This is a genomic window from Staphylococcus sp. HMSC055A09 (genome assembly GCF_001809655.1).
GTDB lineage: Bacteria > Bacillota > Bacilli > Staphylococcales > Staphylococcaceae > Staphylococcus > Staphylococcus capitis.
The window spans coordinates 68902-80682 of record NZ_KV798369.1; the positions used below are offsets into that span (position 1 = coordinate 68902).

Annotated in this window: 13 protein-coding genes; 10 read left to right on the plus strand and 3 right to left on the minus strand. The window is 33.8% G+C overall.

Translation table 11 applies throughout. The features are described 5' to 3' along the window. The first annotated feature begins 118 nt into the window (after positions 1 to 118). The 4 genes from HMPREF2642_RS05890 to HMPREF2642_RS05905 all read left to right on the plus strand — a co-directional run bounded on the left by HMPREF2642_RS05890 (position 119) and on the right by HMPREF2642_RS05905 (position 3122). Positions 119 to 769, plus strand: a complete 651-nt coding sequence (locus HMPREF2642_RS05890) for a uracil-DNA glycosylase (RefSeq protein WP_002433321.1) — start codon at positions 119 to 121, stop codon at positions 767 to 769. An 11-nt stretch (positions 770 to 780) separates the two neighbouring features. Continuing rightward, the gene (locus HMPREF2642_RS05895) at positions 781 to 1143 is read left to right on the plus strand and encodes a DUF5327 family protein (protein ID WP_030059928.1); all 363 of its coding nucleotides are present in this window, start codon (positions 781 to 783) and stop codon (positions 1141 to 1143) included. 24 nt (positions 1144 to 1167) lie between these two features. Continuing rightward, on the plus strand, positions 1168 to 1536 hold the full coding sequence (locus HMPREF2642_RS05900) for a DUF423 domain-containing protein (protein ID WP_162488584.1): 369 nt from the start codon (positions 1168 to 1170) through the stop codon (positions 1534 to 1536). Positions 1537 to 1649: 113 nt separating this feature from the next. After that, positions 1650 to 3122, plus strand: a complete 1473-nt coding sequence (locus HMPREF2642_RS05905; protein ID WP_002452516.1) for an APC family permease — start codon at positions 1650 to 1652, stop codon at positions 3120 to 3122. A gap of 108 nt (positions 3123 to 3230) precedes the next feature. Here HMPREF2642_RS05905 and HMPREF2642_RS05910 read toward each other — a convergent pair whose 3' ends face one another. The 3 genes from HMPREF2642_RS05910 to hemQ all read right to left on the minus strand — a co-directional run bounded on the left by HMPREF2642_RS05910 (position 3231) and on the right by hemQ (position 5643). Continuing rightward, entirely contained in the window at positions 3231 to 3683 is a 453-nt protein-coding gene (locus HMPREF2642_RS05910) for a threonine/serine exporter family protein (RefSeq protein WP_002433140.1), read from the minus strand. 14 nt (positions 3684 to 3697) lie between these two features. After that, a complete protein-coding gene (locus tag HMPREF2642_RS05915; protein WP_030059931.1) occupies positions 3698 to 4462 on the minus strand; it encodes a threonine/serine exporter family protein in 765 nt (254 codons plus the stop codon). A 431-nt stretch (positions 4463 to 4893) separates the two neighbouring features. Then, the gene (gene hemQ / locus HMPREF2642_RS05920; protein WP_023350746.1) at positions 4894 to 5643 is read right to left on the minus strand and encodes a hydrogen peroxide-dependent heme synthase; all 750 of its coding nucleotides are present in this window, start codon (positions 5641 to 5643) and stop codon (positions 4894 to 4896) included. Positions 5644 to 5815: 172 nt separating this feature from the next. On the opposite strand from hemQ, the gene pta reads away from it, so the two are divergent. From pta to HMPREF2642_RS05950, 6 genes are all read left to right on the plus strand, one after another. After that, positions 5816 to 6805, plus strand: coding sequence for a phosphate acetyltransferase (pta, locus tag HMPREF2642_RS05925; protein WP_002452520.1), 990 nt, complete (start codon positions 5816 to 5818; stop codon positions 6803 to 6805). Next, positions 6805 to 7644, plus strand: a complete 840-nt coding sequence (locus tag HMPREF2642_RS05930; protein ID WP_023350745.1) for a lipoate--protein ligase family protein — start codon at positions 6805 to 6807, stop codon at positions 7642 to 7644. Before pta ends, HMPREF2642_RS05930 begins: the two co-directional genes overlap by 1 nt. 521 nt (positions 7645 to 8165) lie before the next feature. Further along, positions 8166 to 9086 carry a mevalonate kinase gene (gene mvk / locus HMPREF2642_RS05935; RefSeq protein ID WP_030059932.1) on the plus strand — a complete coding sequence of 307 codons (921 nt, stop codon included), beginning with the start codon at positions 8166 to 8168 and terminating at the stop codon, positions 9084 to 9086. Between the two features lie 4 nt (positions 9087 to 9090). Then, a complete protein-coding gene (mvaD, locus tag HMPREF2642_RS05940) occupies positions 9091 to 10074 on the plus strand; it encodes a diphosphomevalonate decarboxylase (RefSeq protein ID WP_030059933.1) in 984 nt (327 codons plus the stop codon). Between the two features lie 12 nt (positions 10075 to 10086). After that, the gene (locus HMPREF2642_RS05945) at positions 10087 to 11163 is read left to right on the plus strand and encodes a phosphomevalonate kinase (protein ID WP_070597726.1); all 1077 of its coding nucleotides are present in this window, start codon (positions 10087 to 10089) and stop codon (positions 11161 to 11163) included. Positions 11164 to 11319: 156 nt separating this feature from the next. Next, the gene (locus HMPREF2642_RS05950; RefSeq protein WP_002433135.1) at positions 11320 to 11661 is read left to right on the plus strand and encodes a YuzB family protein; all 342 of its coding nucleotides are present in this window, start codon (positions 11320 to 11322) and stop codon (positions 11659 to 11661) included. The last annotated feature ends 120 nt before the right edge of the window (positions 11662 to 11781 follow it).

Below are 11781 nucleotides of genomic sequence, written 5' to 3' on the forward strand. Positions count from 1 at the left end.
CAAAAATATTTATATTGTAAACTTTGAAATATTATAGGTTTACATTTATAGAGCGGCAATTTAATCTTCATAACTTCTTATCATTGAATATGTTAAAATATGTCGAGAGGTGAATGCGATGAAATGGTCAGAAGTTTTTCATGATATAACGTCAAAACATGACTTTCAGGAGATGCACGATTTTCTAGAAAAAGAATATACAACTAAAATTGTGTACCCAGATAGAAAGAATATTTACCAAGCATTTGATTTAACACCGTTTGACAATATAAAGGTAGTTATACTGGGGCAAGATCCATACCATGGACCTAACCAAGCACATGGTTTAGCATTTTCAGTGCAACCTAATGCTAAATTTCCACCTTCATTGCGAAATATGTACCAAGAACTAGAAGATGATATTGGTTGTCATAGGGTATCACCACATTTACAAGATTGGGCTAGAGAAGGTGTGCTTTTATTAAATACTGTGCTGACAGTGAGACAAGGAGAAGCACATTCACATAGAGATATCGGATGGGAAACATTTACTGATGAAGTGATTGAAGCGGTTTCTAAACATCGTGAAAATGTTGTTTTTATATTATGGGGCAAACCTGCTCAACAAAAAGAGAAACTCATTGATACATCTAAACATTTAGTTATAAAATCTCCTCATCCTAGTCCATTATCTGCTTTTAGAGGTTTCTTTGGTTCTAAGCCTTATTCAAGAACGAATGAATATCTAAAAGCTAAAGGAAAAGACCCTATTAATTGGTGCGAAGGTTAAGGTGATATATGATGCGCAATAATAAAATGATTCATTTGATTGAACAAGAATTAGTGCAAGCGGATGAAGCTCATACTGAGGCTGAATTTGAAAAGCATATGTATGCTATACATACATTAACTTCTCTATACACTTCTAGTGATAATCAAACTTCGGTTCAAGATAGGCATGACGTATCCAATGCTCAAGCTTTATCTTCGCAACGCAAAGAATCGAATCAATCAAATCATAATAAAAATCAAGTGTCAGCTGCTGAAATTGAAGCAATGGGAGGTAAAGTACCTCAATCAATGAAAAATGAACATACGTCTCATTCAAATTTAATGACTACAGATGACAATATAGGAAATGGCGAGTCTATTTTCGACTTTTAAACATAAAGGAGCACAATTGAAATGATGAAATTATTTATAATTCTAGGTGCACTCAATACGATGATGGCTGTCGGTACAGGTGCTTTTGGTGCACATGGTTTAGAAAACAAATTATCTGAAAAATACATGTCTGTTTGGGAAAAAGCGACAATGTATCAAATGTATCATGGTCTCGGACTATTAATTATTGGAGTAATTAGCGGTACTACTGCTATTAATGTTAATTGGGCAGGTTGGTTACTTTTCTTCGGGATCGTCTTCTTCAGCGGTTCTTTATATATCTTAGCACTTACACAAATTCGAATTTTAGGTGCTATTACACCAATTGGCGGCGTGTTATTTATAGCAGGTTGGTTAATGTTAATTATCGCTACATTTAAATATGCAGGCTAAATACTCATAACTAACAAACATTTTTAAGCTTAAAATTCTAAAGAAAATAGTATACTTGATATTTAAAAACTCACCGAATCGGGTATAGAATACCTTCGAGGTGAGTTTTATTTATGGAAAATAAAAATAATAAAGTAGATAGAGGTGACCTTAAGCAAAACCTTTCTGAAAAGTTCGTATGGGCAATTGCTTACGGCTCATGTATCGGTTGGGGTGCTTTTATTTTACCAGGGGATTGGATTAAACAATCAGGACCTATTGCATCCTCTATAGGCATCGTCATTGGTGCGTTATTAATGATTTTAATCGCCGTTAGTTATGGGGCGTTAGTTGAGAAATTCCCGGTTTCAGGGGGAGCATTTGCTTTTAGTTTCTTAAGTTTCGGTAGATATGTAAGTTTCTTTTCATCTTGGTTTTTAACATTTGGCTATGTCTGCGTCGTAGCACTAAATGCTACAGCGTTTAGTTTATTAGTTAAGTTTCTATTACCCAATGTTTTAAATAATGGAAAGTTATATACAGTTGCAGGTTGGGATGTCTACATAACGGAGATTATCATTGCAACAGTACTATTATTAGTCTTTATGATTATCTCAATTAGAGGTGCGAGTGTATCTGGATCACTTCAATATTATTTCTGTATTGCAATGGTTGTCGTTGTCTTACTTATGTTCTTTGGTTCATTCTTTGGTAGTAACTTTGACTTAAGTAATTTACAACCTTTAGCTAATTCAGATAAAGGTTGGTTTAGATCTATTATCATGATTGTGGCTATCGCACCATGGGCTTATGTAGGTTTCGATAACATTCCGCAAACCGCAGAAGAATTTAATTTCGCACCAAATAAAACATTTAAATTAATTGTTTATAGCTTACTAGCAGCAGCACTAACATATGTTGTCATGTTACTTTATACTGGATGGTTAGGCACACATTCTAAAAGTCTCAACGGTAACTTATGGTTAACAGGTGCAGTTACGCAAGGAGCATTTGGTTACATTGGTCTTGGTGTATTAGCTATTGCTATCGCAATGGGTATCTTTACAGGACTCAACGGTTTCTTGATGAGTTCAAGTCGTCTTTTATTCTCTATGGGACGTTCTGGTATTATGCCTACAGTATTTAGTAAATTGCATAGTAAATATAAAACACCATATGTTGCTATTATCTTCTTAGTGGGTGTAGCATTAGTAGCGCCTTGGTTAGGACGTAATGCATTAAATTGGATTGTTAACATGTCGTCAACAGGTGTCTCTATTGCATACTTCATTACTTGTTTATCAGCAGCAAAACTATTTAGTTATGATAAACAAAGCAACACATACGCGCCTATTTATAAGACGTTTGCGATTATTGGTTCAATCGTATCATTTATCTTCTTAGGATTACTCTTAATTCCAGGATCGCCTGCATCATTGCCAGGACCTTCTTACATTGCTTTAGCAATTTGGCTAGTGATAGGTCTTATCTTCTTCTTTATCCGCTATCCTAAGCTTAAGAAGATGGATAATGACGAATTAAGTCGTTTAATTCTTAACCGTTCTGAAAATGAAGTCGAAGACATGGTTGATGAACCTAAGAAATAATTTAATTAATACAAAAAATGTTTCTTTAATATAGTTTTGAAATAAAGAAAGCTCAAAGATGATTTACATTAATAAAATCATCTTTGAGCTTATTCTATATATATGGAATTATAATTTTTTTCGTGTACGATCAAAGCCTGAGATAACTATTTTAGAGATTTGGTCAGCAAACAATAAGCCTAAAGCAATTGCTCCTGCAATCAATGTTACTTCAAGCATCGTATTAATTGCTCTGCTGAAATGAAGTAATACTAAATTTTTAGTAGCATCGTAAGCAAGTCCACCTGGAACTAAAGGAATAATACCTGTAACCATAAAGATAATGACTGGTTCTTTCATATGGCGTGCCATGTAGTGGCTTAATAAACCTAATGCTAAACTTCCAAAGAAACTTGAATAGATAGTGTGAACCTGTAGACCATCAAAGAATAGAATATAGACCATCCAACCACATGCTCCAACAAATCCACATGATAGATACAATTTCCTAGGCGCATCAAATATGACACAGAAGAAGAGTGAGGCGAGAAAACTAAATACAAAATTCAATATCCAAAACATTTTCTACATGCCTCCTAAACTAAAATTAAAATTGAGCTAACGCCTGCACCAATACCGAATGAAGTCACTAACGCCTCTAAAGATTTAGTAGTAAACATCAACATATGCCCACCAAATAAATCTTGAATCGCATTAGTAATTAATACTCCTGGTACAATCGGCATGACTGCTGCGATGATGATTGTTGCTAAATCGACACTTGGTACAAGCGAATGTCCAATGACTGCAATAATACCAATCACTAATGAACCTAAAAATTCTGGTATAAATTGTGCATGTAATTTACGATCAAGTATTTCAACTACTAGATAACCAAAACTCCCAGCTAAAATCGCTGTAATCACATCAATGAGACGTCCTCCTTGTAAATAAAGAAAACTCATTGCGATAATTGCTGCAGCTATACCTTTGAAGGGAAGACTACTGTCCCTCTTAGCTATATAAATATGTTCTAATTTTTTCTTAGCTTCTTCTAGGTCAATTGTGCCATTAGTAATTTGTCTTGAGATTTCATTAGCTTGAGAAATTTTTATAAGATTTGTATCACGTGATTTAATTCTATATAAACGCTGATATGATTCATTATGTAACGTAAATTGAATAACAGTATTCGTTACAAAGCTATTACTTTCTGAATAACCTAACTTTCTAGCGATGCGAGTCATTGTGTCTTCGACTCTAGTACCCTCAGCGCCAGATTCTAATAATATTCGGGCAGCTAACATGACTACATCTTTAATTAGACTTTCATGAGCTGTTTCATTTGATTCAATAGTCATTACATCACCAATTTTTAAAATATTTTGAATTTAATATTATTATAGTAGATGTGATTAAAAAAGACCACATACATAAACTTTAACCCTATTCGCAAATGTGAAAAGTTAAACTAAAATATAATTAAATTATTTAAATAAGTTCAATTTTAAACCTATCATGAAATTATTCGGTAAAAGTGTATATTTTTAATTTTATCGTGTTTCAAATGTTTCAAAATGGTTAAAATAATATTAGTTAACGATTACAAAGAATATATTGGGTAGCGACTGTATATTCTCTGAAGTTAACTTAATACGTAGTAGTGATTAAAGTTCTCCCAAGGATACTACTAGGAAGGCACACTTCGAGTTCTCCGAAGTGTGCTTTTTCTATTTTTAAGTATATAAAAAAGCTATGAAGAAATATCTTCATAGCTTTCTGCAGTCAAAAATTAAATATTAAAGAATTCATTGAAATCGTCTGTATTTAAGATATGACCTACATAGAAACTACCAAAATCGCCATAACGCGCTGTAGTTTCGTCAAAACGCATTTCGTATACAATTTTCTTAAATTGTAATACATCGTCTGAGAATAATGTCACACCCCATTCAAAATCGTCAAAACCAACAGAACCAGTGATAAATTGTTTGATTTTACCGGCATATTTACGTCCAATCATGCCGTGGTTATACATTAAATTCTTACGTTCTTCTATAGGTAACATATACCAGTTATAAGTTTCATTACGACGTTTATCCATAGGATAGAAGCAGATGTATTCAGAATGAGGAAGTTCAGGATACAATCTAGCTTTTACATGTGGATTTTCATACGGGTCTTCGTCAGATTTGCCGGCTAAGTAATTACTTAATTCAATCACTGAAACGTAAGAATAAGTAGGAATTAAGTAGTCCGCAATACGTAATTTATTAAAATCATTTTCAATTTTATTTAAGTCTTTCATTTCAGGACGTAAGAACCATAATAGTAGGTCTGCTTTTTGGCCTGTAATATTATAAATTGCTTGATCACCTGTGTGTGACTCTCTTGCTTTAGATTTATCTTCAACAAATGATTTTAATTCAGAAATCATTGCCTCACGCTCGTCTTCTGGAACTAAACGAAATGTAGTCCAATCCATTGCATAAAACAAATGTAAACTATACCAACCATCTAAAGTTTCGGCTGCTTCACTCATAGTTATCGCTCCTTATCTTCAAATTCTTAATCAATTCACGTTAAATTTTATCATAAACAAACTAGGAACTCCTAAGTAAATGTTTACAATTGAGTGAAATGGAATTCTACTACAAAATGACGTATAATTTGAAATGTAAACGTTATTATGAATGTGAATTGAGGAGGACATTATGGCTGATTTATTAAATGTATTACAAGAAAAATTATCTGGAAAAAATGTAAAAATTGTATTACCTGAAGGGGAAGACGAAAGAGTTTTAACGGCAGCAACGCAATTACAAGAGAGTGATTATGTTTCACCCATCGTGTTAGGTAATGAAGAAAAAATTAAATCTTTAGCAGAAGAAAAATCTCTCAATTTAACTAATATTGAAATTATTGATCCTTCATCAAGTGATTTAAAACCTGAATTAGTAGATGAATTTGTAGAGCGTAGAAAAGGTAAAGCGACTAAAGAACAAGCTGAAGAAATGTTAGATAATGTTAATTATTTCGGTACAATGCTTGTTTACACTGGTAAAGCCGCAGGTTTAGTAAGCGGTGCTGCACATTCAACTGGCGATACAGTACGTCCAGCATTACAAATTATTAAAACTAAACCAGGTGTATCTAAGACTTCTGGTATATTCTTTATGATTAAAGATGACGAGCAATATATCTTCGGCGACTGTGCCATCAACCCTGAATTAGATGCTCAAGGATTAGCTGAAATTGCTGTAGAAAGTGCTAAGTCTGCACTAAGCTTTGGTATGGAACCAAAAGTAGCAATGTTAAGCTTCTCTACAAAGGGCTCTGCTAAATCAGACGACGTGACTAAAGTTCAAGAAGCATTAAAATTAGCTCAAGAAAAAGTTCAATCTGATAATATTGAAAATGTTGTGATTGATGGGGAATTCCAATTTGATGCTGCGATTGTCCCTAGTGTAGCTGAGAAAAAAGCGCCTGGCGCTAAAATTCAAGGAGACGCTAATGTGTTTATCTTCCCAAGTCTTGAAGCAGGTAACATTGGCTATAAAATTGCACAACGTTTAGGTGGTTATGATGCAGTTGGTCCTGTTCTTCAAGGTCTAAATTCGCCTGTTAATGACTTATCACGTGGATGCTCAACTGAAGATGTTTATAACTTATCTATTATTACTGCAGCTCAATCACTACAATAATGGATTTATCAAGTAAATATTTTAACCAAATACCGTGGCGTTATGTGGATCATTCAACGGGTCTGGAACCCATGCAATCCTTTGCATTTGACGATACATTCTCTGAAAGTGTTGGGAAAGACTTATCATGTAATGTAGTAAGAACTTGGATTCACCAACATACAGTTATCCTTGGTATACACGATTCAAGACTTCCATTTTTAAGTGATGGCATACGTTATTTAACAAATGAAGTAGGCTATAATGCCATTGTGAGAAATTCAGGTGGACTTGGCGTAGTATTGGACCAAGGTGTGCTTAATATTTCTTTAATATTTAAAGGACAAACTGAAACAACTATAGATGAAGCTTTTACAGTAATGTATCTATTGATATGTAAGATGTTTGAAGACGAAGATGTAGATATTCACACACATGAAATTGAACAATCTTATTGTCCTGGTAAATTCGATTTAAGTATTGATGGCAAGAAATTTGCTGGTATTTCTCAAAGACGTGTACGTGGAGGTATAGCGGTTCAAATCTATCTTTGTGTAGAAGGATCGGGTTCTAAGCGTGCTGCTATGATGAGAGACTTTTATCAACACGCACTCAAAGGAGAAACAACCAAGTTTCGTTTCCCTAATATTGATCCCGAATCTATGGCTTCATTAGAGACGTTACTCAATAAAGACATTAAAGTTCAAGATGTAATGTTTTTACTTTTATATGCACTGAAAGATTTAGGTGCTCAATTAAATATGGATCCAGTTACTGAAGATGAATGGCAACGATATGAAGGTTATTTTGAAAAAATGATCGAACGAAATGCAAAAATGCATCAAAAATTAGATTTGTAAAGCGTGCGTAAGAATATTTTAAATAGATGAGTAAGTGAATAGGAGAAGGTCTACAAAAAACTCGATTTGTAGACCTTCTCTACTTGTATTATCAAATAAAGAATAAATTCTTATATCATTAGTTATAGATATATATTCCCAGGTCTTTTTGTAGTATCATATGTAAGGTGGAAAATTTTAGAAAACTTTAGTTAAAATTTATTAAATGTTTACATAATCGAAGTTAAAGGTAAATATAATTCATAATTTTGATAACTCTATTTAAGAGTTTTATACTATTAAAGTATTGTTAGTTATCAAGAAAAGAGTTATTATACTCTTTTGTAGTTAAAAAATACTGATATTAAAATATTGCATCGTTAAACAGTGGCAACACAATTGTAAAATTCGCTAAAATAGTAATTTCAATGATGTCTAAATATAGACGTATTTATACGTAATAAAAATTATTTTTCAAATTAATTATCAGATAGTGTCAATGAATTAAAGTATATATAAGGTATATAAAAAGGTGAGAAAACATGACGAGACAAGGATACGGGGAGTCTACCGGAAAGATTATTCTAATAGGTGAACACGCAGTAACATTTGGTCAGCCAGCAATCGCCATCCCATTTAATGCTAGTAAAATAAAAATATTAATTGAAAGTATGGAGGAAGGTAACTATTCTTCTATTACAAGTGATGTATATGATGGCATGTTATATGATGCGCCTGAACATCTAAAGTCTATCATTAATCGTTTTATAGAAAGAAGTGGTGTAAAAGAACCACTTTCTGTAAAAATCCAAACGAACTTACCTCCTTCAAGAGGACTAGGTTCAAGTGCAGCCGTAGCTGTTGCATTTGTTAGAGCTAGTTATGACTTCATGGGAGAACCTTTAGATGATGACACATTAATCAAGGAAGCAAATTGGGCAGAACGTATTGCACATGGTAAACCAAGTGGGATTGATACACAAACTATAGTTTCTAATAAACCTGTATGGTTCAAACAAGGGCACGTTGAAAACCTTAAATCACTTCAACTTGATGGTTATATGATAGTTATAGACACTGGAGTCAAAGGATCGACTAAACAGGCAGTAGAAGATGTTCATAGATTGTGTGAAGACCCTGGATACTTGAGCCATATTGAACATATTGGATCTCTTGTTCATGAAGCAAGTGAATCTATTGAAAAACATGACTTTAATCATCTTGCAGATATATTTAATCAATGCCAAAAAGACTTAAGACACTTAACCGTTAGCCATGATAAAATAGAAAGACTATTAAAAATAGGTGAAGAACATGGTGCTATCGCTGGTAAGCTTACTGGAGGAGGACGTGGCGGTAGCATGCTTCTTCTTGCGCAAGATTTACAAACTGCCAAAAAGATCGTAGCAGCTGTTGAAAAAGCAGGCGCAGCACATACGTGGATTGAACATTTAGGAGGGTAAACCATTGGTGAAAAGTGGCAAAGCACGTGCGCACACAAATATTGCGTTAATCAAATACTGGGGTAAAGCTGATGAATCATATATTATTCCGATGAATAATAGTTTATCTGTCACGCTAGAACGTTTTTATACTGAAACACAAGTAACGTTTGACGCGTCACTAACTGAAGACCAACTTATTCTAAACGGGGAAGAAGTTGATGCTAAAGAAACAACTAAAATCCAAAAATATATGGATATCGTGAGAGATGTTGCTGCCACAGATTTACATGCTAAAATTGAAAGCAATAATTTTGTTCCTACAGCGGCTGGATTAGCTTCATCGGCTAGTGCATACGCTGCATTAGCAGCTGCTTGTAATGAAGCACTTCAATTAGGTTTATCAAGCAAGGATTTATCTAGATTAGCACGTCGAGGTTCTGGTTCAGCTTCAAGAAGTATCTACGGAGGCTTTGCTGAATGGGAAAAAGGTCAGGATGATGCGACTTCTTATGCTCATGCTATTGATGCTAATGATTGGGAAAAAGATCTTTCTATGATTTTTGTAGTAATCAATAACCAATCGAAAAAAGTCTCAAGTCGTTCAGGGATGTCTTTAACAAGAGAAACATCTCGTTTCTATCAATATTGGCTTGACCATGTTGATCAAGATTTAGCTGAGACAAAAGAAGCAATAAAAAATAAAGATTTCAAACATTTAGGTGAAGTTATAGAAGCAAATGGTTTAAGAATGCATGCTACAAATTTAGGTGCACAACCGCCATTTACATATTTGGTTCAAGAAAGTTACGATGCGATGGCTGTCGTCCATCAGTGTCGTGAAGCTGGCTTGCCTAGTTATTTCACCATGGACGCAGGACCAAATGTTAAAGTGTTAGTTGAAAAGAAAAATAAACAAGCTGTCGTTGAACAATTTTTAAAAGAATTTGATGAATCGCAAATTATTGTAAGTGATATTATTAGTACTGGCGTTGAAATTATTAAGTAAGGAAGAGATAGAATGATACAGGTCAAAGCACCCGGAAAACTTTATGTCGCAGGTGAATATGCTGTAACAGAACCAGGCTATAAATCTGTCCTTATTGCAGTAGACAGATTTGTTACAGCAACAATAGAAGCCTCTAATGAAGTTGAGGGAAGTATTCATTCCAAAACATTACATTACGAACCTGTAAAATTTGATCGTAATGAAGATAAAATTGAAATATCTGATGTGCAAGCTGCTAAGCAATTGAAGTATGTAGTTACTGCTATCGAGGTATTTGAACAATATGCACGCAGTTGCAATATCAAACTTAAACATTTCCACTTAACGATTGATAGTAATTTAGCTGATGATTCTGGCCAGAAGTATGGCTTAGGATCAAGTGCTGCTGTTTTAGTTTCAGTTGTTAAAGTATTGAATGAGTTTTATGACATGCAACTTTCGAATTTGTATATCTATAAATTAGCAGTTATAGCTAATATGAAATTACAAAGTTTGAGTTCTTGTGGAGATATAGCAGTGAGTGTATACAGCGGTTGGCTTGCTTATAGTACATTCGATCATGATTGGGTTAAGCAACAGATGGAAGAAACATCTGTAAATGACGTATTAGAAAAAAACTGGCCAGGACTTCATATTGAACCATTACAGGCACCAGAAAATATGGAAGTTTTAATTGGATGGACAGGTTCTCCTGCATCATCACCACATTTGGTTAGTGAAGTAAAACGTCTAAAATCTGACCCAAGTTTCTACGGTGAATTTTTAGATCGATCACATGATTGTGTAGAAAGTTTAATTCAAGCGTTTAAGACTAATAATATTAAAGGCGTTCAAAAGATGATACGACAAAATCGTCGTGTTATTCAATCAATGGATGTTGAAGCAACAGTTGATATAGAAACAGATAAACTTAAGAAATTATGTGACATTGGTGAGAAACACGGTGGCGCATCTAAAACATCTGGCGCTGGTGGCGGTGATTGTGGTATAATAATTATTAACACTATTATTGATAAACAGTTAATTTATGATGAATGGATAGCGCAAGGGATTAAACCATTAAAATTTAGGATTTATCATGGACAGTAATAAAAACAGCCTTTATTAAAGGTTGTTTTTTTATATGGTGTATATTATCGATTAAATCAACTTGAAATTTATAGCAAAAAGAGTAAAATAATTAGAGTTATATAGAGAAATGATTTTGATATGAGCTGATTTAATAATAGAAAGGTGGGTAGCAAGATGCAGAATAAATTTCTGATTTGCGATGAATGTCAGGCAGTTAATATTAAAACGTTGAAAAAGAAATTAGAAAAATTAGATCCTGAAGCGGAAATTGAGATTGGCTGTCAGTCATACTGTGGTCCGGGAAGACGTAAGACCTTTGCATTCGTTAATAATCGCCCACTTGCTGCTTTAACTGAAGAAGAGTTAATGGAGAAGGTCATTAAACAATTGAAGAAACCACGTGATCCTGAGGAAGAAGAGCGTTTAAGAAAACGTAATGAAGAACGCAAACGCCGTAAAGAAGAGCAAGACCGCAAACTTAAAGAGAAACTAGAAAAACGTAAAGCGGCTAAATAGATAAATACTAAAAAAAGGAACTGACGTAGCGCAGTTCCTTTTTTTGATAAAATCCAAAGTGAGAGTTTTAATACAGTAGATAGGGATTTACTGCATAAGAACCACTAATGATTAAAAATC

What these genes read in the sequence shown, in the direction of transcription:
- HMPREF2642_RS05900 (WP_162488584.1), top strand. Translation starts at nt 1,168, where the DNA reads ATGAAATTATTTATAATTCTAGGTGCACTCAATACGATGATGGCTGTC.
- HMPREF2642_RS05910 (WP_002433140.1), bottom strand. Translation starts at nt 3,683, where the DNA reads ATGTTTTGGATATTGAATTTTGTATTTAGTTTTCTCGCCTCACTCTTC.
- HMPREF2642_RS05905 (WP_002452516.1), top strand. Translation starts at nt 1,650, where the DNA reads ATGGAAAATAAAAATAATAAAGTAGATAGAGGTGACCTTAAGCAAAAC.
- HMPREF2642_RS05950 (WP_002433135.1), top strand. Translation starts at nt 11,320, where the DNA reads ATGCAGAATAAATTTCTGATTTGCGATGAATGTCAGGCAGTTAATATT.
- HMPREF2642_RS05945 (WP_070597726.1), top strand. Translation starts at nt 10,087, where the DNA reads ATGATACAGGTCAAAGCACCCGGAAAACTTTATGTCGCAGGTGAATAT.
- mvk (WP_030059932.1), top strand. Translation starts at nt 8,166, where the DNA reads ATGACGAGACAAGGATACGGGGAGTCTACCGGAAAGATTATTCTAATA.
- pta (WP_002452520.1), top strand. Translation starts at nt 5,816, where the DNA reads ATGGCTGATTTATTAAATGTATTACAAGAAAAATTATCTGGAAAAAAT.
- HMPREF2642_RS05915 (WP_030059931.1), bottom strand. Translation starts at nt 4,462, where the DNA reads ATGACTATTGAATCAAATGAAACAGCTCATGAAAGTCTAATTAAAGAT.
- HMPREF2642_RS05890 (WP_002433321.1), top strand. Translation starts at nt 119, where the DNA reads ATGAAATGGTCAGAAGTTTTTCATGATATAACGTCAAAACATGACTTT.
- hemQ (WP_023350746.1), bottom strand. Translation starts at nt 5,643, where the DNA reads ATGAGTGAAGCAGCCGAAACTTTAGATGGTTGGTATAGTTTACATTTG.
- HMPREF2642_RS05895 (WP_030059928.1), top strand. Translation starts at nt 781, where the DNA reads ATGCGCAATAATAAAATGATTCATTTGATTGAACAAGAATTAGTGCAA.
- HMPREF2642_RS05930 (WP_023350745.1), top strand. Translation starts at nt 6,805, where the DNA reads ATGGATTTATCAAGTAAATATTTTAACCAAATACCGTGGCGTTATGTG.